Raw genomic sequence first — 26046 nt, forward strand, 5'->3', positions numbered from 1 at the left:
GACGCCGTTAATGAAAAATTCTCGTGACCTGGGGACCTGCATATCTTCCCCTGCATATTTGTTGAAACCAGACCGCCCAGCGCCAACGAGCACGACCGGCCACCACAAGACCTCATCCACTGTTCACAATCTCGGTGTGCGAATCAGCTACCTCTGCGGCTAGTAATTTCTGGCTGGTACAGTTTCTTCATACAAATCTCTAACGTAAGTGAGGAAAATCATGACCAACAATCCGAACAATGACGGCTTCAACCATCCAGAGGGCTACACCAGCTACGGTGAAAATAGTTACGGCGATAATAACTACGGCGCCAATAACTACGGCGCTAATGGCTACGGCGAAAACGGTTACGGCGAGGGTGGCTATGGGCAGCAGAACTATGACTCTGCTTACGGCCAGCAATATAACGCCAACGGCTACAACCAGCAGTACGCTCAGCCGGCCTACAGCACTGGTGCCCCTGCACCTGCGAACAACCTCGCGCTTGCGGCGTTGATCGTTGGCATCGTCTCCCTGCTACTGCTCCTGCTCTTTCCGTGGATTGCTGTCCCTGGCGGTATTGCCGCAATCGTGTTGGGCGTGATGGGCCAGCGCAAGGCCAAGGAGATTCAGGCGGCTGCTGGCGGGTACCCGGTGCAGACCCGCAAGGGAATGGCCATTGGTGGCCTTGTCACCGGTATCATTTCGCTCCTGGTTGGCGCAGCGCTGCTTATTTTCGGTTTTTGGATCTGGAACCAGGTGCAAGGCTGTGAGCAGTACATGGATGACCCTGCGGCACTTGAGAAGTGTGTTGAAGAGCGCCTGCTTGAAAAGTTTGAGAGCAACTAACCTGACGCAGTAACTAGCTGCCACAGTTTCGCAGGCACTAAAGCGACAAAGCTAAAGCCCGAGCAATTGCTCGGGCTTTAGCTTTGCGCCAGTGCGGTCCTACCTAGTCCTTTGTCCTTTGTCCTTAGTCCAGGTAGTCGCGCAGCACCTGGGAGCGCGACGGGTGGCGCAGCTTCGACATCGTCTTGGACTCGATCTGGCGGATACGCTCACGAGTAACACCGTAGACTTGGCCGATTTCGTCGAGGGTGCGCGGCATGCCGTCGGTAAGACCGAAGCGCAAACGAACCACGCCGGCCTCACGCTCGGACAGGGTGTGCAGCACATCCTGCAGCTGATCCTGGAGCAGAGTAAAGGACACCGCGTCCACCGCGACAACCGCCTCGGAGTCCTCGATGAAGTCACCGAGCTGGCTATCGCCCTCATCACCAATCGTCTGGTCAAGCGAGATCGGCTCACGAGCATACTGCTGGATCTCAAGGACCTTTTCTTCGGTGATGTCCATTTCCTTCGCCAGTTCAAGCGGCGTCGGTTCACGGCCAAGATCCTGCAGCAGTTCACGCTGGATGCGGCCAAGCTTGTTAATTACCTCGACCATGTGCACCGGAATACGGATGGTGCGTGCCTGATCGGCCATGGCACGGGTAATGGCCTGGCGGATCCACCACGTTGCGTAGGTGGAGAACTTGTAGCCCTTGGAGTAGTCGAACTTCTCCACAGCGCGAATCAAGCCCAGGTTGCCTTCCTGGATCAAGTCAAGGAAAGCCATACCGCGGCCGGTGTAGCGCTTAGCAAGGGACACAACCAAGCGAAGGTTCGCCTCAAGGAGGTGATTCTTTGCCTTGCGTCCATCACGAGCAACAGCACGCAGATCGCGCTTCACGGTGGGGGTGAGCTTTGCCTCTGCATCTCCCTCTTCCGCCGCACGGGTCATCTCATCCAAGCGGTACTGGGCATAAAGACCTGCCTCAATGCGCTTAGCCAGAGACACCTCCTGCTCAGCGTCCAGCAGAGCAACCTTGCCAATTTGCTTGAGGTATGCGCGAACAGAGTCAGCGGAAGCGGTCAGCTGTGCGTCCTTGCGCGCCTGGCGCAGCGCAGCGGACTCCTCGATGTCCCAGACAGAGGCGCCCGAGTCTTCTTCCTCGTCCTCTTCGTCCTCTTCGTCCTCATCGCGTTCGACATCATCTTCATCGACGTCGTCTTCGTCTACGTCGTCTTCATCGAGACCTTCGCCAAAGTCATCCTCATCGTCTTCATCAAGAAGATCAGGATCGTAGTCAATATCGCGGCCGTCGTCCTCCGCATCAACCTCGTCATTGTCAAGGTTCAGCTCGGTATCAGTTGACTCAAGTGCCTCATCAACTGCAGCTTTTACCGCCGCCTTACGCGTGGTCTTCTTTACCGCCTTCTTCGCAGTCTTCTTGACCGTTTTCTTCGCCGTCTTCTTGGCGGTCTTCTTCACAGCCTTTTTGGCGGTTTTCTTCGCGGTCTTCTTGGCCGTCTTTTTCGCCGTCTTCTTGGCAGTTTTCCGGGCGGGCTTAGCTGCTGCCTTACCAGCCGCGCTGTCAGAGTCGCCGCCGGAGGCAGTCACATCCGCGTCATTGACGGAATTAGTGCCCGAAGCTTTCCTGGCTACCACGTACGCCCTTTCGCCTATTGAACAAATACGGTCCCGCTATTCAGAACGCCCATAGTAACAGCGGACGAGAAATAATATTCCACCGACCCGCCGCGCAGAGCGTCAAATCATGTTATGGCTTGACGTGTTCATACGCCGCCATCGCGGCGCCCACAATACCTGCACGGTTGCGAAGCTTCGCCGGAATGACCGGCACATCCACCGTCAGACGCGGCACCCACTTGTCAGCCTTGCGGGAAATACCCCCGCCAACAATGAACGCGCTCGGGTTGAACAGGCGGTCAAACTCGTGCAGTACCGTATCTACGCGTTTAGCCCAGTCCTTGAAACTCAGGTCCTCGTTGTCTTTGACTGCGGAGGACGCGAGGTGTTCGGCCTCCACTCCGTCGATAAGCAGATGGCCCAATTCGGTATTTGGAAACAGCTTGCCGTCCGCGAAAAATGCGGAGCCGATGCCAGTGCCAAACGTGAGGAAGATGGCACCGTTTTGCTTGGCCTGCTCCTCGCCAAAAGCGACTTCGGCAAGGCCGGCCGCATCTGCGTCATTAAGAATGGAGAGCTCCCGGCCAGGCAAGTGTGTGGCCAAAAGGTCATGGCAATTGGTACCAATCCACGCTTTATCGATATTGGCAGCAGTCACCGCAACCTGATTTTTGATCACGCTTGGCAACGCAACGCCAACTGGGCCGTCCCACTCGAGCTGGCGCACGACCTCTGCAACCACTTCACCAACTGCCTGGGGCGTGGCCGGTTTCGGGGTGGCAATTTTCACGCGCTCAGATACGAACTCACCCGTATCCAAATCAACAATTGCACCTTTGATACCGGAACCGCCGACGTCAATACCCACGCCTAAGTTGGAAGTTGTCATACCGGCGAGTCTATCGCCACCGCGGCGCTGCTTGCACCTCTGGCACGATGGGGTCATGCCTAAGACCCCTAGCAGGACCCCAAGCCCCGAAGAACTCAAAGACCTCTGTGTGCAGCTTGCTCGTGAGGCGGCCGCGCTCGTTGCCCACCAGCGTGACTTTCTCTCGCACCACGGCTCGATCGCGCAGGTCACCTCAACCAAATCTTCCGCAGTAGACCCAGTTACGGCAGTGGATAAGGCATCCGAAGCCCAGATTGTGCGCCAGCTTCGGCAGCTTCGGCCAGACGATGGGATTGTTGGTGAGGAAGGTGCAAACGTTGCGGGAAGCACGGGCGTGAGTTGGGTCGTCGACCCTATCGACGGCACCGTGAACTTCCTCTACGGCCTTCCTGCCTATGCCGTGTCAGTGGGGGCGGCGATTAACGGCCAGTTTGTCGCCGGATGCGTAGTAAACGTTGCCAACGGCGATTGCTACTTCGCAGCAGCCGGGGCAGGGGCGTGGGTTGAGCGTGAGGGCGAGACGGTGCAGCTTCGAGCTTCCCGTGCGGATGACACGGCGACCTCGCTTGTAGCTACCGGCTTTGCCTACGACTCTGCTTGGCGTGCAAAGCAGGCAGTGTTGTTGCAGCGGATCTTGCCGCGCGTGCGCGACATTCGCCGTTTCGGCTCCGCCGCATTGGACCTATGCCATCTTGCAGAGGGGAGGGTGGATGCCTACTACGAGCACGGCACACATCCATGGGACTACGCTGCAGGAGCTGTGATCGCGGCTGAAGCAGGAGCAACAATCCAGCACCCTGGCCTGGAGGATCAAGGGGCGATTGGGGCACCGGTGATTGCCGCTGCGCCGCGTGTGTGGGATAGCTTTGTAGACCTCCTGGAATCCAGCGGTGCTACACAACCAATGGAGGGATAATAAATTACCCCCGTTACCCCTATTTACCAGCTTTGATGACAGAAATGCTTGTGTGTTTTAGTATTCCGCTGATACCGGGCCCTCTCGGAGGCCCGTAAACACGTAACACAGCTGGAGGAATCACACCATGGCTACCGACTACGATGCGCCGCGCCGCCGGATGGACGACGACATCGAGACCGACTCTCTCGAAGGCCTGAAAGCCGCGGAAGTTGCTGGCAGCAGCATGGATGATGACGGTGAAATCGTCGAAGCGTTTGAACTGCCCGCACAGGAGATTTCCGGTGAGGAGCTCAACGTTGAGGTCAAGCCGCGTCAGGATGACGAGTTCACGTGCTCGTCCTGCTTCTTAGTGCAAAAGCGCAAGCGCCTTGCATACGAGGAGCCGAACGGCGCCATGATCTGCCTGGACTGTGAGTAGAACTGACTGCGGCTAATTACGCGGTCTGGCCGCTAGGGGTGGGCGGCCGCTGCCTGTTCGGGCAGGAACGTTTCCAGTACTCGTTCCGGGTTGCGGGTGGCAATCATCCAGTACGGGGTGGGATCTTCTGGATCATCGAGCACGAGTAGGACGTGTTCCGGAACCCAGGTGTGGGACACCAGGAACGCGGCCGGGTCAAGCTGACGGCCAAGTGCGTTCTGGCGCGCAGATGCCGGCACCACGGTTGAACGCGTTACTACGTTTGCTGGCAGGTTCGCGTCTTCGACGATGAGCCAGCGTGTGCCATCTGCGTCCATTTCTACTTGGACCACTGTCTTTGACAGCCAAATGAGGAACCACAGCACCATCGCCCCGATGAGGATGAGCGGGATGATGAACCACCAGATATTGCGGTTGAGTCCAAATTGGCCCGCCAGCAGCAGCGTCAACCCTAAGCCGGTGGCCCACCAGTACCAAGGGACCCACTGGCGCTCCGTGTAGAGCACTTGCGGGGAAGCGTTCGGGGAAACGTTGTTGTCGGTCACCCATCAAACCTTAGTAGGGTTGGCTGGGTGAGCGAATTAGTACTGACTGACCTTCCCCCCTTGCGCGTGAAGCGCCTCGACCCGGACATCCCAATGCCGTTTCGTGCGCATGCTGGCGATGCCGGCGCAGACCTTCACTCCACTGAAGACATTACGTTGCAGCCAGGGCAGCGTGCGCTGGTTTCCACAGGCATTGCTGTTGCGTTGCCAATGGGCACCGTTGGGTTGATCCATCCCCGTTCTGGACTTGCGGCAAAACAGGGACTGACCATTGTGAACGCCCCCGGCACTGTGGATGCGCAGTACCGTGGTGAGCTGAAGGTGTGCTTGCTGAATACGGATACAACCACCCCGATTGAGATCACCCGCGGGATGCGCATTGCCCAGTTGGTGGTGCAGAAAGTGGAGCTGGTTGATTTTGTTGAAGTGGATGAACTGGATGACACAGAGCGCGGTGCGGGCGGTTACGGTTCTACCGGCACCCACTAAAGTCAGCTGAGAAGCAACACGTTAAGGAGAATGAAAAGCCATGGCATTTTGGCCGTTTGGTAAGAAAAAGAAGGCAAAGCAGGAGCAAGAGGCGCAGCAGTCGATCAAGGAGACCACGACTGAAGATGCTGCTGTAGCAACCTCTGAGGACACAGACGTCTCGTCGGCTGCAGCCCAGCCGGAGGCTGAGACGCCGGCAGCCACCGGTGCGGCGGTTGCTCAGGCTCCTGGCACCACCAAGATTGAAAACTACGACCCAGTTGGTGGCTCCACCGGCCCGTTTGACGGTGATTCGGTTGAGATCGAAGACTTTGACTTCACTGATTTCTCGGATGTAACGCTGAACCTTGGTTCTGTCCGTATCCCGATGCCGAAGGGCTCTCAGGTCCAGGTTGAGATGGGGGAGCAGGGCCCGAAGATGGTCCACATTGTTACTGAGTTTGGCCGTCTGACTCCAGTGGCGTTTGCAGCCCCGCGCACCGGTGGTCTGTGGGAGGAATCCTCCGAAGAGATCGGTGAGGGTATGCGTTCTGAGGGCATGCCTATGCACTTTGAAGAGGGCCCGTGGGGGCGTGAGGTTGTTGGGGAGGGCACCAACGGCCTGATCCGCATTATTGGTGTGGAAGGCCCACGTTGGCTCTACCGTGTGACGCTTGCTGCGCCAACTGGCCGCGAGGAGCAGCTCGCACAACTTGGCCGCGAGGTTGTCGCGCGTTCCTTTATCTACCGTGGCCAGGACGCAATCCTTTCCGGCAACTCGCTTCCGGTGACTTTGCCGCAGCAGTTGGCAGCCCAGGTACAGCAGGCAGTTCAGGCTCGTGCCGCTCAGGCGCAGGGCCAGGCTGCGGGTACTACGGGTGATGCTCCGGCAACCCCGAGCCCGAACGCTTTGTCGGATGCGCTGCGCCAGATTCTGGAGCAGAGCGAAGCTAGCCGCAAGAACGACTAGTGGTGGCTGAAGCGCAACACGTCACCGTCACGGTGACACGTATGGCCCATGGTGGCGAGGGCATCGCCCAGCTTGACGACGGTCGCGTGGTCTTCATCGCCGGCACCATCCCCGGCGACACCGTTGAGGCTCGTATTACGAAGTCCAAGAAGCGCTGGGCGCGCGCAGAACGGGTGGAGGTACGCACGCCGTCTGAGATGCGCGTGGCGCACACGTGCCCGGCAGCCGCTGCTGGTGCTGGCTGTTGCGACTTCAGCCACATTGCCCCAGAAGCGCAGCTCGGGCTAAAAACAGAGATTTTGCGTGGTCAGATGCGCGCACTCGCGCAAACGGCAAACGCAGAGGAACTGCCGATTGAGGCAGTGAGCCTTCCGCCGTCGACGCATTGGCGCACCCGAGTGCGCTTGGGCGTGGACGACCACGGCCGCGCCGGGGTGCGCAAGGCCCGCTCGACTGAGGTTGTTACCTCCGCTACGTGTACGCAGCCGGTTGTGGGGCTTATGGATTCGTTGCCGAGTTTTAGCCCGGGTAGCGAGGTTGTTGCTGTTATGGACAGCACCGGTACGCGGCATATTGTGCAGACCACTCGCGCTATGCGGGGCAAAAGGGTGGAACACATTAACACCGTGGTCGAGGGATCCGGTGAGGTCACGCAGCGCATTGAGGCAGGCTACGGCTCTTCGACCTTTCAGTTTCCTGCAACTGCCTTCTGGCAAGCGCACACAGCTGCGCCGAACGCTTACGCCAGAGTCATCGAGCAGTGGGGCAAAGGCACCTACAAGTCGGACGTGGCGTGGGATCTCTACGGCGGTGTCGGCGCGTTTGTACCTGCTATCCATGCGGCGACTGGCGGTGCGAGCGTAATTTCGGTGGATTACTCACCAGCAGCAACATCGCGTACGCAGCCGGCACTAGACGGCATTGATGTGCGGGTTGTGGCTGAGAGGGTTGAGCGGGGCGTCGATAAGCTTGAAGCCCCAGGGCTTGTAGTGCTTGACCCGCCGCGAACCGGTGCGGGCGCACAGGTGGTGGCTGCGATCGCGGCGAAGGCTCCGGAGCGGGTCATTCACATTGGGTGTGACCCGGCGACCTTTGCTCGTGACGTTGCAGCGTGGCGCGAAGGCGGCTACGAAGTCAAGCGGCTCGGCTTGATCGATGCGTTTCCGAATACGCACCACTTTGAAACGATCGCAGTACTTGAACCGCGCTAAGCCCAAACGATTCTTTGCCTTAGCCGCCGCGTGTAAGATTGCGGGGAAGTTAGTAACCGATAGGAGTGCACATCAACCGTGAGACTGCTCGAGACAATCGCTTCGCCGGCAGACCTTAAGGGGCTGTCGCAGGAAGAGTTGAGCCAGCTTGCGGATGAGATTCGCCAACTTTTGATTGAAAAGGTGTCCGCTACTGGTGGTCACCTGGGCCCAAACCTGGGCGTGGTTGAGTTGACGATTGCTCTGCACCGAGTGTTTAACTCACCGCAGGATCCGTTCATTTTTGACACGTCGCATCAGTCGTATGTGCACAAGATCCTGACTGGGCGTGCGGGACAGTTTGATACGTTGCGCCAGCGCGGCGGCCTGTCTGGCTACACCTCACGCGCGGAATCAGAGCATGACTGGACGGAGTCTTCTCACGCGTCTGCATCCTTGTCTTACGCGGATGGGTTGGCAAAGGCGAAGCAGCTGCGCGGTGAAGAAGATGACCACGTGATTGCTGTGGTGGGAGATGGCGCGTTGACTGGCGGTATGTGCTGGGAGGCGTTGAACAATATTGCGGATGGGGACCGCAACGTGGTCATTGTGGTCAATGACAATGGGCGCTCCTATTCGCCGACCATCGGTGGTTTTGCGGCGAACCTGGCGCGGCTGCGTGATCAGTTTGCGCAGATTCGGATCCAGCCTGGCTATGACGAGGTGATGGAGTCCGGCAAGAAGACCCTGAAGTCTATGGGCTGGGTAGGCGAGCGGACCTTTGGCGCACTCCAGGCACTCAAAGCTGGCGTGAAGCACCAGGTGGTGCCCACGGAGATGTTCTCTGAACTGGGCATGAAATACGTCGGCCCTGTGGATGGGCACGATTTGAAGTCTTTGCTGAACGTGTTTAATTACGCCAGCACCTACCGCGGCCCGCTGATTATCCATGTGCTGACGGAAAAGGGACACGGCTTTGCCCCTGCGGTGAACAATGAGGCAGACCAAATGCACTCTACGGGTGTGATTGACCCGGTGACAGGGAAGTCGCTGTCCAAATCGGCCCCCGGTTGGACGTCGGTGTTTACCCAGGAGCTGTTGAAGGCTGGCCGTGAGCGCGATGACATCGTCGCAATTACTGCGGCGATGGCGGGGCCGACCGGCCTTGCGCCGTTTGCAGAAGAGTTCCCAGACCGCTTCTTTGACGTTGGCATTGCGGAGCAACATGCCGTGGCATCTGCAGCCGGTCTTGCGCTTGGCGGCATGCACCCTGTGGTTGCGGTGTACTCCACGTTCCTGAACAGGGCATTTGATCAGTTGCTTATGGACGTTGCGTTGCTCAACCAACCCGTTACCCTTGTCTTAGACCGCGCAGGTGTAACGGGTACTGACGGCGCGAGCCACAACGGCGTTTGGGATATGGCGCTGACCTCGATCGTGCCTGGCATTCGAATCGCTGCGCCACGTGATCCGGAGCGTTTGCGCGAAACGTTCCGCGAGGCGATTGCGGTGGAGGACGGGCCGACGCTTGTGCGCTTCCCGAAGGGCACGGTGGCGGACAACATTGATGCCGTTCAGCGTTTGGATAGCGGCGTCGATGTGCTGCATGTACCCGCAGGTGAGGTAGATGAAGACCGCGATGACAACGTGGACGTGCTGCTGGTCGCTGTTGGTACGTTTGCGGAGTACGCCATGCAGGTGGCCCACGACCTTGCCGCCGACGGGATCCGTGTCACCGTTGTAGACCCGCGCTGGGTGGTTCCGGTTTCGCCCGACATCGTATCTCTGGCCGTGGACCACGACATGGTGGTGGTCTACGAGGACGGCATCGTGCGCGGCGGTGTGGGCTCTGCAATTGGGGAAGCCCTGGCCGCGGCATCGGTAACCACACCAGTGCGCCACCTGGCATTTCCGGATATTTTCCCAGAACATGCCTCACGTGGTGAGCTGCTGGCCCAGTACGGACTTGATCCAGTCTCCGCCGCACAGCAGCTGCGCGAGTGGGTGGCCGGCCTGGAGGACTGTTAGGCCTGCGGTGCTAGGCCTGCGGGATCTCGATCGGCTCGTGCAGTGCGGCTGCTACTAGCGGCGCCGCGGCTTCTGCCTGCCACTGGCGCGCACCCGCGTCAACGAGTATTGGGATCAGGGCGTGTGTGTCTAATCCTTGTATCTGCCCACCTGATGCTTCCCATTGATTCCACAGTGCCCCGCGCAGCGTGGAGGAGGACAACAGGTTAACTCCGGGGATTCCAAGCTCCGTTGCGGCTTCCTCAATGTACTCTTTGGCCAGCTGCACCCTGGCCCAGCTCTCAGGGCATTCGCGCTTCCACTTCACAGGGGAGGGAGCCACTTTCGCTCTCCGTTCCCTTGGGGACGGCCACGTGACCTCCTCATCACTCAACGCGCGTTCAACGTAACTCATCCACGTACGAGTGATCGCATCGTCGTGGGATGGAAAACCCCGCACGCGGGAAAGCTGAACTTCGGTGGTGGGCTCAGCCCGTCCAATAGCAATCAGCACTTGGTTCGGCATGATCATGGACGGCGATACGTCAGACCCAAACGCGCGGCGTTCACGGATTGAGAACAACTCGCGGACTAACTGCAGTCCACGGGCGGTACGCACCGTGGATATCCCCTTCAAATCAAGCCAGTTTCGCTCCACGGGGGATTCGAGGCTGCGGGTATCAATCAGGTGCTCGAACTCTGCTTCCGCAAATGGGAGCACCCCTGCGGTGTCTAGAACCTCTGCAAGTGCTTCCGCGAGGTCATGGAGATACAGCACGTCAAGTGCCGCGTAATCCAACCAGGCCTTTGGCAGCGGAGTTTTTGACCAGTTTTCGCGGCCATGACTCTTGTCTAGGTGCACGCCGGTGAAGTGCTTCACCATCGCGCCGAGGTTGGGTCGCGTAAAGCCCGCAAAACGTGCGGCGAGCTCAGTATCAAACAGCGTGCCGGGGTGTAGCTGCATCATGGCTAGGGCCTGCAAATCTTCACCGGCGGCGTGGATGATCCATTCTTCGCCGTTGATTACGGGCGCAAGGGCGGCGGTGAAGTGTTTGCGGTGGCCCTCCGGTGCAAGCAGGAAGGCGCCGGCGCCTCGACGGTAGATTTGGACCAAGAATGCCCGGTCATCAAAACGATAGGCAGATGCGCGCTCCGTATCTATTGCAAACGGGCCTCGGCCTTGGGCAAGTGCCCTGGCAACGCGGTGGAAGCCCTCTGGGCTATCCACATATTCATACTCTGGTCTTAGTGTCACGAAGGACTATTTTACAGCGTACGTTTACCTTTGTCCCAGCTCTGTCACACCTTCTGGAGGCAACCCGGCCACATGTGCCAGTACCTGCGAAAATGCCTCCACGTGGGGTGCGAGGTCCAAGCTGTCGGCAGTCCAAGAGGCGCGCATCTCCAACTGGTATGCCCGTGGCGGGCCTCCAATCTCACCGAAGCGAACCGATGCTGTGGAAGTTACTGTGCCGCCAAGGTTGGTAAAACCAGCGCCGCGCTGTGCTAATGACTCGTTGAGCCACTGCCACGCAACGTCGGGAAGCAAAGGATCCGACGCCACGGCATCATCCATGTCCGCCTGAATGTAGGCGACAAGGCGCATCGAGCCCTCCCACGCTTCCTCGGCGTCAGGGGAGTGCAGCAGGATAAGGCGGCCGAATGCATCGCCATCCGAATCCATGGAATCAGTGACATCCTCACCGCGATCAACCTCAAGGCCAATGGCGTGCGAATACGGCGCTGGGCGTTGTGGCGGGCGGATGGTGCCAAGAGTGATCTCTGGGCGCAGGCGAGCCGCATGCATTGACTCAACAGCCGCAGAGAACTCCGCGGGTGTCGCCGCCGGGGTGGAGTCAGATGTCGCCCCGCTGAGCGCGGCGCTGATTGAAACCGGGGCAGAGGAGGTGTCCGAGTGCTTCACAGCAATCAAAGCTATCGGTGCGCGGGCGGCTATCCGTGGAGGCGCGCCGCTTGAGGGGTAGTACGGTAGTAGGGTGAAGTAGAACTTTCGATTGATCCCTAGAGAAAGGGTGCCCATGGCCAAGCTCGATTTTGATGCCCTGAACGCTGTGCAGCGTTACCTCCAGTTTGCGGTATTCCGCGCAATCCCCGGCGCACTGGGGCAGGACCGCAGCAAGGTTATTGAAGAGGCTCAGGCTTTCTTCACCAACCTTGAGAACGAGGGTGTTGTGACCGTTCGCGGTATCTATGACAACACCGGAATCCGCGCAGACGCTGACTTCATGATCTGGTGGCACGCAGAAGAGTTCTCCCAGTTGCAGAAGGCGCTGGCAGATTTCCGTCGTACGACGACGTTGGGTCAGCTTGTTGAGGTCAGCTGGATTGGCAACGGTGTCCACCGCCCGGCAGAGTTCAACAAGTCCCATCTGCCAAGCTTCATCATGGGTGAGGAGCCGGGCGACTGGATTACGGTCTACCCGTTCGTGCGTTCCTACGAGTGGTACCTGCTGGACCCGCAGGAGCGCCGCCGCATCCTAGCGGAGCACGGCATGGCAGCGCGTGACTTTGCAGACGTGCGCGCCAACACCGTTGAGGCGTTTACCTTGGGTGACTACGAATGGATGCTCGCATTCGAAGCGCCGACCCTGCTGCGCATCGAGGGGCTGATGCACAAGATGCGCCACACCGAGGCACGCCGCCACGTGCGTGAAGAGATCCCGTTCCAGACGGGCCGTCGTGTTGGCGACATTGCAGAGATCATTGAGATTCTGCCGTAGTTACAGACTGGGCTGCGAACTACTGCTTTGGCTCTAGCGTCATTGAGATGGAGTTGATGCAGTAGCGCATGTCGGTGGGGGTGTTATAGCCCTCACCGGCAAACACGTGGCCGAGGTGGGAGCCACACGTGGCGCAGAGCACTTCTGTGCGGACCATGCCGTGGGAGCGGTCTTCGCGCTCGATGACCTTATCGCTGTCGGCGGGGGAGAAGAATGACGGCCAGCCGCAGTGAGATTCAAACTTTTCGGTAGAGCGGAACAACTCCTCGCCACACGCCCGGCAGTGGTACACGCCTTCTGTGGTGGTGTTCGTGTATTCGCCAACCCCTGGGGGCTCAGTGCCAGCCTCGCGAAGTACGTAGAACTCCTCAGGCGTGAGCTTCTCGCGCCACTGCGCTTCGGTCCAGTTTTTGTAATCCGTCATGGTGTTGAAGCGTAGTCACCACAGCCCAGGTTGTGACAGCAAGGATGAAGATCGCCCACCCTGCAGTAGGGAGGAAGGTGTTGAGCCAGCCCCCAAGCGCTGGGTGGTGGGGACTCCACCAGTTTAAGGGGGAAAGGCACAGGAACGCTCCCAGCCACGCAGTCCACAGGTGCATGGGGGAATGCGTACGCACCACGGTAAACAACGCGGGGAAGAGCATCATGGAGTAGTAGGCCTGCCCCAACGAGGACAACAGGCACACACCTGCAAGGAGCACGGCAGAGCTCACTGTGAGCCAGAGCCACTGATCAACGTTTCGCCAGCGCAACAAGGCCAGCACGGCAATAGCCACAGCGGCCGCAAAGAAGAGGAACAGCACGCGGTGCATCCAGTCTGGCATGCCAAAGTAGACGGCAAAGCCGGCAAGGGAAGAGTTGGCATAATCGCGCGTAATGCCCAAGTACGGCACGAGTTTGGTTACGTAATCGTTTGCTCCGGGGGTAAGCGGCCAGGCAATTGCGTTCATCACTACAGGGACAATCACCGCGGCAATCACGCTGCGCCAGCGGAACAGGAAAAACGGCAGCGCCACAAGGGGCAGAAACATTGGCTTGACCAAGATCGCCAGACCTAAGACCACACCAGCAGCGATGTCACGGCGCGCCATCGTCAGCGCAAGAAATGCCGTCAGTGCGAGCAGCAGGATGCCGTTGATATTTGAAAACACAAGGGTGTTGGTCACGGCCTCCGTGGCAAAGGCCAACGCCAATGCGATGGGAAACATCGGGTGTTTCAGCTCATAGCCGCTGAGACGAGTAAGCCAAGCAAGGGCAGCAATGATGGCAATTGCGTTGGCCAGGATAAACCAGGGTCTCGCCGCATCCACACTGGTGATCAGCCCCAGCGGCGAGAGCAGCAAGGTAGCGCCCGGGTTGTACAGGTAATGGGGGTTAACGTGGTGGTAGATCTCGTTGTACACCGGCACACGCTCCACGAAGCGGCGGGCGGCCGACCATACGGTGGTGAAATCGTCTGTCACCGACCCGGTTCGTGCAAGCACAATGAGCCTGTGCAGGATGAGGCAAAGTGCGATGGGCCAGGCAAAGGCGTTTGCTGCTTTCACTCGCATTACCGTACCCGCCGCAGCCGGGTAAAGATCATGGCGCGCTGGTCCACGGTGGCATCTTCCACCTCAAAGCGCCGCACGTAGTTACGGTTCCGGTCAAGCTCAAGGCCCCAGGGGCCATCCTGACTGCCGACGCTTACGTCAACCGTCACATGCAACACATCGATCAAATTCGCGTCCAGCATCTGTGCGTAGAGGTGTGGTCCGCCCTCACAAAGAATGCGGGCAAATCCGAGATCCCGTAGCGCCCGCACGATGCTGGACGCCGATCCGTCGCCAGAACTCACAATCGTTGCGCCGAGATTCTCGAGGGTGCGGATGGTGGAGGTACGGGTGGCGTCGGCAAGCGAACGCGCTGGGGTGAGAATGATGAGGCGCTCGGTGCCAAAGATGGGAAGCGAGGGGTCGAGCTCCAGTGAGCGCGTAACCACCGCAATGGGGGTAGCAGAGGGACCGTACTGCTCGGCGGCAACTGTGCCGGCGCCAACCAGGACACAGTCTGACCACTGTCGAAGCGCTGCAAGCAGTTTGGAGTCTGTCACGTTGCCCAACTCGCCGGATATGCCCTTGCGGGCAAAGGCGCCGAACAGCGTGTTGATTGCCACCGCGCGTAGCTCTGGCTCGCCTGGTGCTTGCGTGGGGCCGATTAGCTGGGCCATGTGTGGGGAAGCGGGCATGGAAAAAGAATAACCTCGGTAAAACTTTCGCTTTACCGAGGCTGTGTGATTGGAGGTGGATACGGGAATCGAACCCGTGTACACGGTTTTGCAGACCGTTGCCTAACCACTCGACCAATCCACCGTGGAGCGGATGACGAGACTCGAACTCGCGACCCTCACCTTGGCAAGGTGATGCGCTACCAACTGCGCTACATCCGCGTGCGCGATACTGGGATTGAACCAGTGACCTCTTCCGTGTCAGGGAAGCGCTCTCCCGCTGAGCTAATCGCGCGGGAAAAGTCCCACTAGGGGACTTGGAGCGGATGACGAGACTCGAACTCGCGACCCTCACCTTGGCAAGGTGATGCGCTACCAACTGCGCTACATCCGCATTGCACTGTGCTGTACCGTTTCGGCTTCACCGTTTGGGTGACTGCGTTGTGCGAGATAGAACATTAACCCCTTTGGCTGCCAATAGACAAATCGCCAGGTTAGGCGGGGTTTGTGTTGCGGGATTCGGTGTGAAGATGGGCTGTTTGCAGCCAATGCATCACACCGGTGTCATTTCTCGGCGCTAGTCGCAGGTTGTTGAGGCAGGGTATGAGGCGGGGTTTGGGCGGGGTTTGGGTTACTGAGCTGGCGATTCGGCTGCAGTGGCGTTGCGGTGTAACATACCCATCTGTTCGGTCCTATGGCTCAGTGGAAGAGCGTTCCGTTCACACCGGAAAGGTCGCTGGTTCGATCCCAGCTAGGACCACCAGATGGAAAAGCTCCGGCAGACAGTGTTCTGCCGGAGCTTTTCCGTTTCCCGATGCGTATCTTGGTGCCGTTGCTGGTGATCTACCCCGCAATAGGGGTGTACTAAGTGTCTACCCCCGGGCACTATGGTGAGTAGCAAGCGAAAACGATTCAGTGACCGGAAGGATTTCACCGCAACATGAGTCGCAACATGAGCCACCACATGAGCTCAGGCCGGGGTGTAAGCCGTGTTTCCAAGTTCGCAGCTGCAGCTGTTGTAGCTGGTGCGCTAGCCGCCAGCGCCCCTGCGGCATTGGCGCATGACGCAGTTATCGGCGGTTCACCCGCTGATAAAGAGGTGGTTACCGCATTTCCTACCACCCTTGAGCTGGAGTTCTCCGGTTTTCCTAAAGAGGGCTTTAGCACCATCGCATTGTCGCGAGACGTAGACGGTAAGCCGGAAGTGCTTTTTAGCGGCGAGCCTACGATTGAACAGAACTTCGTTCGCCTCGATTTGCCCGATGGCTTGGACGTTGAGCCGGGCAATTACCGCATTGGCTTCCAGATCATTTCTTCCGACGGGCACGCAACGAAGGGTATGACCACGTTTACGTTCAACCCGACCGGTGAGCCGCTGGCCGAAGCGGCTGAATCCACACCGGACACAGCGACCGAGATAGCCGCCGATGAAGGTAACTCCAGCATGCGCCTCGTTTTGGCGATTGTCGGCTTGCTCGTTGTTGCAGGTGCTGCGGTAGCGGCTCTTGGAAAACTTCGTAAAGGACAGGGGCAGTAAAAGTGGCGGTTTCTAGGAGGGGGTTTCTCGCGGGTGGGGTTGTCGTGGCGTCGGCAAGCATGGCTACTGCCTGCGGTGATACTGATGCACCCGTAGGTGTTCCCAGTAACTCTGAGCCGAACGATCAGCCGCTGAAGAAATCCACGGTTGCATTCGATGGGCCACACCAGGCGGGTATTTCGACGCCGACGCAGGCTTCGCTGAACATGATTGGCTTCAACCTGCGCGAGGGGGTGGAGGCGAAAGGGATCCGCAACCTTATGCGGCTGTGGACTGAGGATGCTCGTGAGATGGCCGCCGGCCGTAACCCCTTGGGCAGCCTGGAGCCCGAGATGCTGGAGTGGCCGGCAAACCTGACGTTCACTGTGGGCTTTGGTGAGCGGGTTTTCGATATCGCCGCGCCTGAGAAGAAGCCGAGCTGGTTGCACCCGATTCCGGACATGCAGCACGATCAGCTGCGTGAGGAATGGGGACAAACCGATCTTGTTCTGCAGATCTGCGCTGATGACCCGGTGATGTGTGCCTGGGCGATGCGCCATATGGTGCGTGCCAGCGTGGATTACGTGGACATTGGCTGGGTGCAGCAAGGCTTTGCCAATGCGTACGGGGCCATTCCGAAGGGCCAGACCCCGCGCAACCTCTTCGGCCAGATCGACGGCACGGTCAACCCTTACTCGGAAGAGGAATACGCCGAGCAGGTGTTTGCCGATGATGGCTCCACCTCCATGGTGATCCGCCGCATTGAGATGGACCTGGATGACTGGGAGAAGCTCGACCGCGTCTCCAGGGAGGAGTCAGTGGGCCGCACGCTTGATGACGGTGCGCCGCTTTCCGGTGGCGACGAATTCACCCCAGCCGACTTTGACAAGATCGATGACTTTGGCCTGCGTGTGATTGACCCGAACTCCCACATGGCGCGCGCAGCGGCACCTGCGGACCATCCGGAGCAGAAGTTCAAGCGCCGCCCGTACAACTACTACCTACCGCCCGAGGCCGGCCTGATCTTTGTGGCCTTCCAGAAAGACCCGGACGTACAGTTCACACCGGTGCAGCAGCGGCTGGACGAGATCGACCGGCTCAACGAGTGGACCACGGCGATTGGTTCCGCCGTGTACTGGATTGCGCCGGGGACGGACCCGGAATCTGCAGACCGGGCCTACTGGGGTCAGTCGGTTTTGTCATAGCATCCGGGGTAGGATTGCAAACCGCATTGTAAACGGGGCGCGTCCAGGTATGACGTTCCCCTTGAGGCGCAAAGGAGCGCACCTGGCTATGGCAGAAGCAACAGCAAGGCAGATTTTGGAGTTTGAGCCGTTTGAGGTTCCCGCCGGCACACCTGTTGGTGCCGCAATGCGGGAGCTCAACCTGCCGAACAAGGGTGAGCAGGCCATCGTGGTTGTCCAGGATGTAGAGGGCAACCTGAAGGACCTGTCGCACGTGCCGGAGGAAACCGCGACGTTTACGCCGGTTCCGGCCAATACTGAGTTGGGCCGCTCCGTGATCCGCCACTCCTGCGCACACGTGCTTGCCCAGGCCGTCCAGGCCGAGTTCCCCGGCACCAAGCTGGGCATTGGCCCGGCGATTAATGACGGCTTCTATTACGACTTTGACGTTGCCGAGCCGTTTACTCCTGAGGACTTGAAGACGCTTGAGCGTCGGATGAAGAAGATCATCAAACAGGGGCAGAAGTTCGCTCGCGGCGTGTTCGCCTCCCAGGAAGAAGCCGCAGAGCGTTTGGCAGACGAGCCCTACAAGCTTGAGCTGATCCAGGACAAGGGCAACGTGGACCCGGACTCGGATGAGGCGACCGAGGTAGGTGCTGGCGAGCTGACCTACTACGACAACCTGAACCCACGCACGGGTGAGGTTGAGTGGTCTGACCTGTGCCGTGGCCCGCATATTCCCACCACCAAGTACATCCCGGCGTTTTCGCTGACCCGTTCCTCGGCGGCCTACTGGCGTGGTGACCAGGACAACGCTGGTTTGCAGCGCATCTACGGCACGGCGTGGGAGTCCACCGAGAAGCTGGATGAGTACCTGACCATGCTGGCCGAGGCGGAGAAGCGTGACCACCGCCGCCTGGGCAATGAGATGGACTTGTTCTCCTTCCCGGATGAGGTTGGTTCTGGCCTGCCGGTGTTCCACCCGGATGGCGGCATTGTGCGCATGGTGATGGAGCAGCACTCCCGTGAGCGTCACGTGGCTGCTGGCTACTCCTTTGTAAACACCCCGCACGTGACCAAGGGTGACCTGTTTAAGAAGTCGGGTCACCTGGATTGGTACGCCGAGGGCATGTTCCCGCCGATGAAGCTGGACGGCGAGGTAGATGATGAAGGCAATGTGACCAAGCAGCCGGTTGACTACTACGTCAAGCCGATGAACTGCCCGATGCACAACCTGATCTTTGACTCCCGCGGGCGTTCCTACCGTGAGCTGCCGCTGCGCCTGTTTGAGTTCGGTACCGTGTACCGCTACGAGAAGTCCGGTGTGGTGCATGGCCTCACCCGCGCGCGTGGCTTTACCCAGGATGACGCGCACATTTACTGCACCGAGGAGCAGCTGGAAGAAGAGCTGACCAGCGTGCTGGAGTTCATTATCTCGCTGTTGCAGGACTACGGCCTGGATGACTTCTACCTGGAGCTTTCTACGAAGGACCCGGAGAAGTACATCGGTGATGATGCAATCTGGGAGCGCTCCACCAACATCTTGCAGTCTGTGGCTGAGAAGTCCGGCCTGGAGCTGGTACCGGATCCTGCCGGTGCGGCGTTCTACGGTCCGAAGATTTCGGTGCAGGCCCGCGACGCCATTGGTCGTACGTGGCAGATGTCTACGGTGCAGCTGGACTTCAACCTTCCGGAGCGTTTTGACCTGCAGTACACCTCCTCGGATGGCTCCAAGAAGCGCCCGGTAATGATCCACCGTGCACTGTTTGGCTCCATTGAGCGTTTCTTCGGCGTGCTGTTGGAGCACTACGCTGGCGCCTTCCCGGCATGGCTGGCCCCGCACCAGGTGGTTGGCATTCCGGTGGCGGACGCGTTTGCGGATCACCTTGAGGGCGTTGTTGGCCAGCTACGTGCTCGTGGCCTGCGCGCTGAGGTGGACCACTCGGATGACCGCATGCAGAAGAAGATCCGCACCCACACCACCGGCAAGGTGCCGTTCATGCTGCTCGCGGGTGAGCGTGACGTGGATGCGAACGCGGTGAGCTTCCGCTTCCTCGACGGCAGCCAGATCAACGGCGTGCCCGTTGATGAGGCTGTGGAATTGATCGCCGCTTGGGTTGGCGAGAAGATCAACGATCAGCCGAACGAGGCCGCAATTGCAGCGCGACGCGGCTAATAACCCGCCTTACGTTGACCAGGGCGCAGGCGACGAGGATCGCCTTGTGCGCCTCTGGGCACCGTATAGGTCGGCGTATATTGCACGTCATGCGTCGGCAAGCAAGAAAAGCTCCGATCCTTTCCTAGACATCCCGAAGATGGACGATGAGGATGGGCTGATTGTTGCGCGCGGCAAGCACGTGTACGCGGTGCTCAACCTGTACCCGTACAACTCTGGACACATGATGGTGGTGCCGTACCGCAAGGTTGCTGAGCTGGAAAACCTTACCGATGAGGAGACCGCAGAGCTCGGCGAGTTTGCCAAGCTTGCAGTGCGGACCTTGAAACATGTGTCACGGCCCGAAGCGATCAACGTGGGGCTCAACCTTGGCAAAGCCTCAGGTGGGTCAGTGGGAGACCACCTGCATCTACACGTTGTGCCGCGGTGGTCCGGAGACAGTAACTTTATGACTGTCGTTGGCGGCACGAAGGTATTGCCGCAGCTGCTGCGTGATACGAGGCAGCTGCTTGCAGATGGCTGGGCAGAAGTGGCATCGACCCCGCAGACTTCACCGACGCGATCGAACACACCCGAATCGGAGACAGACAATGCTTAGTGTGCATGGGCGCAAACCGGCACGCCGTTTCGTGGAACCGGTAGCCAAAGCCCTGCTGAATGCCGGTGTGAGTGCGAACATAACCACGGTGGTTGGCACCGTTGTCGCAGTGACGTTGTCTGCGGTGCTCATTCCGGCCGACTACTTGGTGGCAGCGGCCATTGCCATTGGGCTGTTTTCGGCGTTTGACATGGTTGACGGCACGATGGCGCGCCTTAGCGGCGGGGGAACGGCCTATGGCGCCACGCTGGATGCAAGTTGTGACCGTATTACAGACGGAGCGCTATTTGGCGCTATCGCCATGTGGCTGATCTACGTAGACCACGCACACCCGGCACACGTTGCAGCGTGTTTGGCTGTGCTGGTGCTCAGCCAAACCATCAGCTACATCAAGGCGCGTGCTGAGGCCGGCGGCATCAAAATTGTCGGTGGGCTGGTGGAGCGACCAGAGCGCCTGATTGTGGCGCTGGTGGGCTTGGGCCTTGAAGGCTTTGGGGTGCCGCACTCGGTAGAAGTTGCCGTGTGGTTGCTGCTGGTGGGATCCGTGTTCACAGTGGTGCAACGCTTGATGATTGCTGCGCGTGATCCGCGAGCGACGGCTCCACTAGCACCGCCGCCTGGAGCGTGAGGCGTAGATGAGGGCTGAAAATCTCGTTGCTTACGGCTACTTGGCAGGGTGGCGCCTTGTCGGTGCACTGCCAAGGCGCGTGACCTGGCCGCTCTTTCGCTTCGGCGCTGACCAAGTCAGCGATTACGGCCGCGGCATGGAGCAGCTCCGCAGAAATCTGGCCCGCGTGGTGGGCCCTGGGCATGTCACACGCCGACTTGTGCGCGATGCCATGCGTTCCTACGCTCGCTACTGGATGGAGGCCTTTCGCCTGCCACGTATTGCCACCGATGATGCGCTGCTCAACCGCTACAGTGCGGGCGTCGAGGGGTTGGAGCATCTCGAAGCGGCACTGGCTAAGGGCAAGGGCGTTGTGCTCACCCTGCCGCACTCCGGCAACTGGGACTTTGCCGGCCTGTTCCTTACTCGCAACTACGGCAGTTTCACCACCGTCGCTGAGCGTGTCAAGCCTGAGGTCTTGTTTGATGCCTTCGTGGACTACCGGGAGTCTTTAGGTTTCGAGGTGGTGCCACTGACAGGCGGGCCGGTCGCTCCATTTATGCGCCTGAAAGAGGTTCTGGAAGCCGGCGGCATCGTGTGTCTGATGGGGGAGCGCGACTTTTCTGGTCGTGGCGTTCCGGTGACGTTCTTCGGTGAGGAGACGACGTTTCCGGTAGGGCCTGCAAAGCTGGCGATGGATACGGGCGCTGAACTTCTGGTTGCCCACTCCTGGTTCACTGACGGTGTGCGTGGTCAGGGCGGATGGGGGTTGAAGGTGGACCCGCCGATTGCCGTGGACACGCTTGAAAAGACAACCCAGCGCGTCGCTGACCACTTCGCTGCCAACATCGCCGCCCACCCGGCAGATTGGCACATGCTGCAGCCGCTGTGGCCTGCGGATAAAGACCGCAGGCGGAAACAGGAGGGGAGCTAGACATGCGCATTGGCATGGTGTGTCCCTACTCCTTTGATGAGCCCGGTGGCGTGCAGGCGCACGTGTTGGATCTGGCGCAGACCCTGATTGCCCGCGGCCACGAGGTGCGGGTACTCGGTCCAGCCTCCGAGGACACGGATCTGCCCGACTTTGTCACCCGCGGCGGGCCCGCTGTTGCCGTGCCGTATAACGGTTCCGTTGCCAGGCTTTCGCTCGGCCCACATATGCGGCGTGTAACCCGACAGTTCATTGCACAGGGCGAGTTTGACGTCTTGCATGTCCACGAGCCGAATGCGACAAGCTTCTCGTTGGCGGCACTGCGTTACGCTGATGGCCCAATCGTGGCTACCTACCACGCGTCTGCAGCTTCTTCGGTGGCGCTGAAAGCCGCACTGCCGATCCTTCGCGCCAACTTGGAGAAGATCAGCGGCGGTATTGCGGTCTCCGAAATAGCTCGGCGTTGGCAGGTGGAACAGGTAGGCACAGACCCGGTTGTGATTCCCAACGGCGTGGATACCTCGCGCTTTGCCGCGCACTGCGGTGAACCGAACGATTCGCGTGAGGTTGAGATCGTCTTTCTCGGCAGGTTGGATGAGCCGAGGAAGGGGCTGGAGGTGTTGCTCGCGGGCGTCGATAAGCTGAAAAGCCCCGAGGGATCACTGCGGGTGACGGTGATGGGGGGTGGGGCTGAGCGCTCGCACCCGGGGGTGGAGTTTATGGGGCGTGTCACCGAGGAAGAGAAAGCCCGCGTGCTGGGGCGAGCCGACATTTACGTGGCGCCGAACACGGGTGGGGAGTCCTTCGGCATTGTGCTGGTTGAGGCCATGGCGGCAGGGTGTGCGGTGGTGGCAAGTGACTTGGAAGCGTTTGCCGCAGTGGTTGATGCACAGAGTGACACGCCTGCTGGCCTGCTGTTTCCTGTCGGTGATGCTGATGGTTTAGCTAGGCAGGTGCAGTTGCTTATCGACGATCCACGCACCCGCAACACCCTCATCACCGCAGGTAAGCGCCGCGCAGCGCTCTACGACTGGGAGCGAGTGGCGAGCCAAGTGCTGGCCGTGTACGAAACGGTTGCCACAGGACAGATTGTGACGGTGGCCAAGTGAGCACCACGGTGATCTGGGTTGTGGTGGCGATCTTGCTCACGCTGTTTGCTGCATGGGCGTATTTCACTGCGCGCCGCCTGGACCGGCTGCACATTCGCTTGGATCGCTCGCTTGCGGCATTGCAAGCAGCCCTGGATAGACGCTGTGCCGTACTTGCCGTGACGTGCCCAGAGCTAGCAGCCGATGCCCATGCTGTTGAAGAGATTCGGATGAGCGCTGGCAATCTCACCGACAGGCTGGACGCTGAGTCAGCGCTACGTCCGCGCGCGGCAGGTTGTGAGGGGGCAGAGCTGCAGGATGCTGACACACGCGTACTGCTTGCGCTGCGCTTTTACAACGATGCCGTAGCTGATACGCGCGCGCTTCGCCTTCGACCTGTGGTGCGTACGCTGCGGCTTGGCGGCACAGCTGCGCTTCCGGAATACGCTGCGCTGCCGCTGTAGATCCAGCTGTGATGCGTTGTAGGCTTGCCTGTCATGGAAAGCATCCGTGAGTTAGAGCGAGTCTTAACACTCAAGCAGGTTGGCCCAACCACGTTTGAGGGCCCTGCGATGAAGGCCCTGGTGTTTGTCCGCATGTTTGGCGGTCACCTTGCAGCCCAGGCGCTGGCAGCGGCAAGCGCAACCATTGAAGACGGCAAATACGTGCATTCTTTGCACAGTTACTTCCTGCGGCCTGCTGAGGCTGACTTGCCCGTGCGCTACGAGGTGCTCCCGCTTCGCGACGGCCGCAGCTACGCCCTACGCACCGTGCAGGCTTACCAAGGCGAGAAGTTGTGCTTTGTGTTGAGCGCGAGTTTCCACCACAACCTGGACGAGGGACCGGAGCACGCCGAGCAAATGCCGGATGTCCCACGACCGGAGGCAATTGCCCCTGGAGGGAAGATTCCGAGCGGTGTGCCGGATGCGGAAAAGGAGTTCCACGAGTGGGACATCCGCGACGTACCTATCGAAAGCAATGCACAAGACGCGACCACGGTCAGCGGACGGAGCCTGTGGTTTCGCTACCGCCACCAGCTGCCTGACACGGATGTCTTTCATGCCCAGGCGCTGACGTATCTGACGGACATGACGCTGCTCTACACCTCGTTGCAGGCGCACCCGGAGGCGAAGGTTCAGTTGGCGTCGTTGGACCACAACATGTGGTTCTTGCGCCCGGTGCGGGTCGATGATTGGTTGCTGTACAGGCAGTCGTCGCCATCGGCAGGCAGTGGGCGGGCGCTGACCCAGGGCAAAATTTTTGATGCTGCCGGCAACCTCGTTGCGGTGATTGTCCAGGAGGGGCTTGCACGCAACCTTCGCGAAGGCGCGACCCAGGTGCCGATGCGCGGTAAATGATCGGTGCTAGTGATCAGTGCCGGTGATGCGTGGTTAGCCAGAATTGGCTGCAGCGTATACTGGCATGCCGAAAACAAAACTTCCGAGCGAAAAGGGGTGCGAGATGGCAGGCCATTCAAAGTGGGCTACTACCAAGCACAAGAAGGCAGCAAATGACGCGAAGCGTTCCAAGCTGTGGGCGAAGCTGATTAAAGACATTGAGGTTGCGGCCCGTACGGGCGGTGGCGACCCAGCTGCGAACCCGACGCTGGATGACATGATCCGCAAGGCCAAGAAGGCCTCCGTACCCAACGACAACATTGAGCGCGCACGTAAGCGTGGCTCTGGTGAGATTGCTGGCGGCTCTAACTATGAGACCGTGATGTATGAGGGCTACGGCACCAACGGTGTCGCAGTGCTGATTGAGTGTCTGACGGATAACCGCAACCGCGCGGCAACTGAGGTCCGCACCGCCATGACGAAGAATGGCGGCAACCTGGGTGAGTCCGGTTCTGTTGGCTACATGTTTGAACGCACCGGCATTGTCACCATCCAAAAGGGCGAGCTGACTGAGGACGATGTGCTGATGGCCGTCCTGGACGCTGGTGCTGAGGAAGTCAATGACCTGGGTGAGCTCTTTGAGATCACCTGCCAGCCGACCGACCTTCCGGCCGTACGTGAGGCACTAGCAGCCGAAAACATTGAGGTGGAAGATTCCGAGCAGGAGTTCCGCGCGGACGTTGAGGTTGATCTGGATCTTGAAGGCGCAAAGAAGATGATGAAACTCATCGACGCGCTTGAAGAGTCGGATGATGTGCAAAACGTCTACACCAACATGAACATCTCGGACGAGGTTGCTGAGCAACTGGAGGATTAGTGTGAACAAGCGGCTGACTGTCGCACTCTCGGCATGTGCTTTGGCCGCGGGTGCGCTGCTGCCCGCGGGCTGTAGTGCAGTGGGCAGCCAACAGGCGCTGCCCGTACCCGAAAGTCCGGTGTTTACAAGCATTGCGGGACCTGAACCCGACTCTGACGCCTTAGAGCCGCGCCAAGAACCTGGTCCTGTTTCACCCCCGGTTGACGCTGGCGCCTTGGTTGGTAACCAGCAACGCAGCTGGCCGGGTGGAGTGGATGACTCCGTGCATGCGGAACCAGGGACGGTGAATCCAGACGTCTTTTTGGGACGCCCTGCGCATACCCCAATTGGCCACGACGGCGATTTTCCAGGAGATGCTGGTCTGAAGGACGGATCCTGCGACGCGTTCAAGGGTCTTGAGGGGCAAACCCAGCAGCAGTACGTCAACGCCCGCTACATGGTGGTCAACGACCAAGCTGGCCCCACTAAGGCGGTACGCGCGGTGCCTCGCGGTTATGCACATTCGCCCGCAGGTGCCCTCGTTGCAGCGATGAACACGGCAACGTTCCACCCAAATAGTGGTGATGAGGTAGCTGCAGAATCGTATGAGCAGCTGGCTAAGTCTTCAGCGTTGGCAAAGCAGCTGCGTGAAGAGGGCGGGCATGAAAACCCTGAGCAGTACGCAACTTCGCGTTTCCTCACCATGCCTGCGCCGGTGGCGTACAAGATTCTGCAGTGTGAGAAAGACTTCGTGCAGGTTGAGTTGGCTATCTTCTTTGAGCCTGACCAACTTGAACGTGAAGACGAACTGTTGATTGGCCGGATTGGCATGCGCTGGGTTGACGGTGACTGGGTAGGAGACTTCTCGGGCAAAGCCGATGAAGAGGTCTTCCAGCACGGTCGACACGATCTGGACGGGTTTACGTACATCGACTACGTCTAAACCA

General features: G+C 59.5%; 27 protein-coding genes and 5 tRNA genes. 20 read left to right on the plus strand and 12 right to left on the minus strand.

Annotated features, from left to right (window positions below; translation table 11 throughout):
• The first annotated feature begins 220 nt into the window (after positions 1-220).
• Positions 221-829, plus strand: a complete 609-nt coding sequence (locus HMPREF3104_RS05805; protein ID WP_070494775.1) for a DUF4190 domain-containing protein — start codon at positions 221-223, stop codon at positions 827-829.
• 124 nt (positions 830-953) lie between these two features.
• On the opposite strand, the gene HMPREF3104_RS05810 is transcribed toward HMPREF3104_RS05805, so the two are convergent.
• Entirely contained in the window at positions 954-2471 is a 1518-nt protein-coding gene (locus HMPREF3104_RS05810; protein WP_083278958.1) for an RNA polymerase sigma factor, read from the minus strand.
• Between the two features lie 112 nt (positions 2472-2583).
• Positions 2584-3342, minus strand: a complete 759-nt coding sequence (gene ppgK, locus HMPREF3104_RS05815) for a polyphosphate--glucose phosphotransferase (protein ID WP_070494776.1) — start codon at positions 3340-3342, stop codon at positions 2584-2586.
• A 55-nt stretch (positions 3343-3397) separates the two neighbouring features.
• Here ppgK and HMPREF3104_RS05820 point away from each other — a divergent pair, with 55 nt between their 5' ends.
• Together HMPREF3104_RS05820 and HMPREF3104_RS05825 are read left to right on the plus strand one after the other, a co-directional pair.
• A complete protein-coding gene (locus HMPREF3104_RS05820; protein WP_070494777.1) occupies positions 3398-4258 on the plus strand; it encodes an inositol monophosphatase family protein in 861 nt (286 codons plus the stop codon).
• A gap of 127 nt (positions 4259-4385) precedes the next feature.
• Positions 4386-4679 (plus strand): DUF4193 domain-containing protein, encoded by a 294-nt coding sequence (locus tag HMPREF3104_RS05825; protein ID WP_052204010.1) that lies wholly within the window; start codon positions 4386-4388, stop codon positions 4677-4679.
• A 32-nt stretch (positions 4680-4711) separates the two neighbouring features.
• On the opposite strand, the gene HMPREF3104_RS05830 is transcribed toward HMPREF3104_RS05825, so the two are convergent.
• A complete protein-coding gene (locus HMPREF3104_RS05830; RefSeq protein WP_052204012.1) occupies positions 4712-5224 on the minus strand; it encodes a DUF3093 domain-containing protein in 513 nt (170 codons plus the stop codon).
• Between the two features lie 42 nt (positions 5225-5266).
• Between HMPREF3104_RS05830 and dut the strand changes: the two genes are divergently transcribed.
• The 4 genes from dut to dxs all read left to right on the plus strand — a co-directional run bounded on the left by dut (position 5267) and on the right by dxs (position 9880).
• Positions 5267-5713, plus strand: a complete 447-nt coding sequence (dut, locus tag HMPREF3104_RS05835) for a dUTP diphosphatase (protein ID WP_083278963.1) — start codon at positions 5267-5269, stop codon at positions 5711-5713.
• Positions 5714-5753: 40 nt separating this feature from the next.
• The gene (locus HMPREF3104_RS05840) at positions 5754-6662 is read left to right on the plus strand and encodes a DUF3710 domain-containing protein (protein ID WP_070494779.1); all 909 of its coding nucleotides are present in this window, start codon (positions 5754-5756) and stop codon (positions 6660-6662) included.
• A gap of 2 nt (positions 6663-6664) precedes the next feature.
• A complete protein-coding gene (locus HMPREF3104_RS05845; protein WP_256388262.1) occupies positions 6665-7873 on the plus strand; it encodes a class I SAM-dependent RNA methyltransferase in 1209 nt (402 codons plus the stop codon).
• A gap of 78 nt (positions 7874-7951) precedes the next feature.
• Entirely contained in the window at positions 7952-9880 is a 1929-nt protein-coding gene (gene dxs, locus HMPREF3104_RS05850; RefSeq protein ID WP_070494780.1) for a 1-deoxy-D-xylulose-5-phosphate synthase, read from the plus strand.
• Positions 9881-9890: 10 nt separating this feature from the next.
• Here dxs and HMPREF3104_RS05855 read toward each other — a convergent pair whose 3' ends face one another.
• Both HMPREF3104_RS05855 and HMPREF3104_RS05860 read right to left on the minus strand, forming a co-directional pair.
• Entirely contained in the window at positions 9891-11114 is a 1224-nt protein-coding gene (locus HMPREF3104_RS05855; protein ID WP_070494781.1) for an HRDC domain-containing protein, read from the minus strand.
• A gap of 24 nt (positions 11115-11138) precedes the next feature.
• On the minus strand, positions 11139-11747 hold the full coding sequence (locus HMPREF3104_RS05860) for a DUF3000 domain-containing protein (RefSeq protein ID WP_052206343.1): 609 nt from the start codon (positions 11745-11747) through the stop codon (positions 11139-11141).
• Between the two features lie 151 nt (positions 11748-11898).
• On the opposite strand from HMPREF3104_RS05860, the gene hemQ reads away from it, so the two are divergent.
• Positions 11899-12600 (plus strand): hydrogen peroxide-dependent heme synthase, encoded by a 702-nt coding sequence (gene hemQ, locus HMPREF3104_RS05865; RefSeq protein WP_070494782.1) that lies wholly within the window; start codon positions 11899-11901, stop codon positions 12598-12600.
• A 19-nt stretch (positions 12601-12619) separates the two neighbouring features.
• Here the strand turns inward: hemQ and msrB are convergent, their stop codons facing one another.
• The 7 genes from msrB to HMPREF3104_RS05900 all read right to left on the minus strand — a co-directional run bounded on the left by msrB (position 12620) and on the right by HMPREF3104_RS05900 (position 15200).
• Positions 12620-13024: a peptide-methionine (R)-S-oxide reductase MsrB gene (msrB, locus tag HMPREF3104_RS05870; protein ID WP_070494783.1), complete on the minus strand. Its 405-nt coding sequence runs from the start codon at positions 13022-13024 to the stop codon at positions 12620-12622.
• Complete coding sequence (locus HMPREF3104_RS05875; protein WP_232305773.1) at positions 12969-14147, minus strand: glycosyltransferase family 87 protein; 1179 nt, start codon at positions 14145-14147, stop codon at positions 12969-12971. The genes msrB and HMPREF3104_RS05875 overlap by 56 nt, the downstream gene beginning before the upstream one ends.
• Before the next feature lie 5 nt (positions 14148-14152).
• Positions 14153-14827 (minus strand): dihydrofolate reductase family protein, encoded by a 675-nt coding sequence (locus HMPREF3104_RS05880; protein ID WP_083278961.1) that lies wholly within the window; start codon positions 14825-14827, stop codon positions 14153-14155.
• Between the two features lie 50 nt (positions 14828-14877).
• Positions 14878-14951: transfer RNA gene (locus HMPREF3104_RS05885), tRNA-Cys, on the minus strand.
• A 1-nt stretch (position 14952) separates the two neighbouring features.
• Positions 14953-15028, minus strand: a tRNA-Gly gene (locus HMPREF3104_RS05890).
• A gap of 1 nt (position 15029) precedes the next feature.
• Positions 15030-15101: transfer RNA gene (locus tag HMPREF3104_RS05895), tRNA-Val, on the minus strand.
• Positions 15102-15124: 23 nt separating this feature from the next.
• Positions 15125-15200, minus strand: a tRNA-Gly gene (locus HMPREF3104_RS05900).
• 294 nt (positions 15201-15494) lie between these two features.
• On the opposite strand from HMPREF3104_RS05900, the gene HMPREF3104_RS05905 reads away from it, so the two are divergent.
• The 12 genes from HMPREF3104_RS05905 (at position 15495) to HMPREF3104_RS05960 (ending at position 26042) form a co-directional block, all read left to right on the plus strand.
• Positions 15495-15569 (plus strand) — tRNA-Val (locus HMPREF3104_RS05905).
• A 177-nt stretch (positions 15570-15746) separates the two neighbouring features.
• A complete protein-coding gene (locus tag HMPREF3104_RS05910) occupies positions 15747-16343 on the plus strand; it encodes a copper resistance CopC family protein (protein ID WP_371441042.1) in 597 nt (198 codons plus the stop codon).
• A gap of 59 nt (positions 16344-16402) precedes the next feature.
• Positions 16403-17527: a Dyp-type peroxidase gene (locus HMPREF3104_RS05915; RefSeq protein WP_070494785.1), complete on the plus strand. Its 1125-nt coding sequence runs from the start codon at positions 16403-16405 to the stop codon at positions 17525-17527.
• An 88-nt stretch (positions 17528-17615) separates the two neighbouring features.
• Positions 17616-19682: a threonine--tRNA ligase gene (gene thrS / locus HMPREF3104_RS05920; RefSeq protein WP_070494786.1), complete on the plus strand. Its 2067-nt coding sequence runs from the start codon at positions 17616-17618 to the stop codon at positions 19680-19682.
• Entirely contained in the window at positions 19663-20280 is a 618-nt protein-coding gene (locus HMPREF3104_RS05925; protein WP_052204025.1) for an ATP adenylyltransferase, read from the plus strand. Before thrS ends, HMPREF3104_RS05925 begins: the two co-directional genes overlap by 20 nt.
• Positions 20273-20908: a phosphatidylinositol phosphate synthase gene (gene pgsA / locus HMPREF3104_RS05930; RefSeq protein ID WP_070494787.1), complete on the plus strand. Its 636-nt coding sequence runs from the start codon at positions 20273-20275 to the stop codon at positions 20906-20908. The genes HMPREF3104_RS05925 and pgsA overlap by 8 nt, the downstream gene beginning before the upstream one ends.
• Before the next feature lie 7 nt (positions 20909-20915).
• Positions 20916-21821, plus strand: a complete 906-nt coding sequence (locus HMPREF3104_RS05935; RefSeq protein WP_070494788.1) for a phosphatidylinositol mannoside acyltransferase — start codon at positions 20916-20918, stop codon at positions 21819-21821.
• Between the two features lie 2 nt (positions 21822-21823).
• The gene (locus tag HMPREF3104_RS05940) at positions 21824-22927 is read left to right on the plus strand and encodes a glycosyltransferase family 4 protein (RefSeq protein ID WP_070494789.1); all 1104 of its coding nucleotides are present in this window, start codon (positions 21824-21826) and stop codon (positions 22925-22927) included.
• On the plus strand, positions 22924-23370 hold the full coding sequence (locus HMPREF3104_RS05945) for a hypothetical protein (RefSeq protein ID WP_070494790.1): 447 nt from the start codon (positions 22924-22926) through the stop codon (positions 23368-23370). Before HMPREF3104_RS05940 ends, HMPREF3104_RS05945 begins: the two co-directional genes overlap by 4 nt.
• Before the next feature lie 33 nt (positions 23371-23403).
• Positions 23404-24264, plus strand: a complete 861-nt coding sequence (locus HMPREF3104_RS05950; protein WP_070494791.1) for an acyl-CoA thioesterase — start codon at positions 23404-23406, stop codon at positions 24262-24264.
• A 103-nt stretch (positions 24265-24367) separates the two neighbouring features.
• Positions 24368-25120 carry a YebC/PmpR family DNA-binding transcriptional regulator gene (locus HMPREF3104_RS05955; RefSeq protein WP_052204039.1) on the plus strand — a complete coding sequence of 251 codons (753 nt, stop codon included), beginning with the start codon at positions 24368-24370 and terminating at the stop codon, positions 25118-25120.
• Between the two features lies 1 nt (position 25121).
• Entirely contained in the window at positions 25122-26042 is a 921-nt protein-coding gene (locus HMPREF3104_RS05960) for a DUF8175 domain-containg protein (RefSeq protein WP_141738147.1), read from the plus strand.
• Positions 26043-26046: the final 4 nt, after the last annotated feature.

This window comes from Corynebacterium sp. HMSC30G07 (assembly GCF_001806945.1).
GTDB lineage: Bacteria > Actinomycetota > Actinomycetes > Mycobacteriales > Mycobacteriaceae > Corynebacterium > Corynebacterium riegelii.

Bases quoted from the DNA above. Each gene is read 5' to 3' on its own strand.
- msrB (WP_070494783.1), bottom strand. From the start codon at position 13,024: ATGACGGATTACAAAAACTGGACCGAAGCGCAGTGGCGCGAGAAGCTC.
- HMPREF3104_RS05820 (WP_070494777.1), top strand. From the start codon at position 3,398: ATGCCTAAGACCCCTAGCAGGACCCCAAGCCCCGAAGAACTCAAAGAC.
- thrS (WP_070494786.1), top strand. From the start codon at position 17,616: ATGGCAGAAGCAACAGCAAGGCAGATTTTGGAGTTTGAGCCGTTTGAG.
- HMPREF3104_RS05825 (WP_052204010.1), top strand. From the start codon at position 4,386: ATGGCTACCGACTACGATGCGCCGCGCCGCCGGATGGACGACGACATC.
- hemQ (WP_070494782.1), top strand. From the start codon at position 11,899: ATGGCCAAGCTCGATTTTGATGCCCTGAACGCTGTGCAGCGTTACCTC.
- ppgK (WP_070494776.1), bottom strand. From the start codon at position 3,342: ATGACAACTTCCAACTTAGGCGTGGGTATTGACGTCGGCGGTTCCGGT.
- HMPREF3104_RS05955 (WP_052204039.1), top strand. From the start codon at position 24,368: ATGGCAGGCCATTCAAAGTGGGCTACTACCAAGCACAAGAAGGCAGCA.
- HMPREF3104_RS05840 (WP_070494779.1), top strand. From the start codon at position 5,754: ATGGCATTTTGGCCGTTTGGTAAGAAAAAGAAGGCAAAGCAGGAGCAA.
- HMPREF3104_RS05940 (WP_070494789.1), top strand. From the start codon at position 21,824: ATGCGCATTGGCATGGTGTGTCCCTACTCCTTTGATGAGCCCGGTGGC.
- HMPREF3104_RS05935 (WP_070494788.1), top strand. From the start codon at position 20,916: ATGAGGGCTGAAAATCTCGTTGCTTACGGCTACTTGGCAGGGTGGCGC.
- HMPREF3104_RS05805 (WP_070494775.1), top strand. From the start codon at position 221: ATGACCAACAATCCGAACAATGACGGCTTCAACCATCCAGAGGGCTAC.
- HMPREF3104_RS05950 (WP_070494791.1), top strand. From the start codon at position 23,404: ATGGAAAGCATCCGTGAGTTAGAGCGAGTCTTAACACTCAAGCAGGTT.
- HMPREF3104_RS05910 (WP_371441042.1), top strand. From the start codon at position 15,747: ATGAGTCGCAACATGAGCCACCACATGAGCTCAGGCCGGGGTGTAAGC.
- pgsA (WP_070494787.1), top strand. From the start codon at position 20,273: ATGCTTAGTGTGCATGGGCGCAAACCGGCACGCCGTTTCGTGGAACCG.
- HMPREF3104_RS05880 (WP_083278961.1), bottom strand. From the start codon at position 14,827: ATGCCCGCTTCCCCACACATGGCCCAGCTAATCGGCCCCACGCAAGCA.
- HMPREF3104_RS05915 (WP_070494785.1), top strand. From the start codon at position 16,403: ATGGCTACTGCCTGCGGTGATACTGATGCACCCGTAGGTGTTCCCAGT.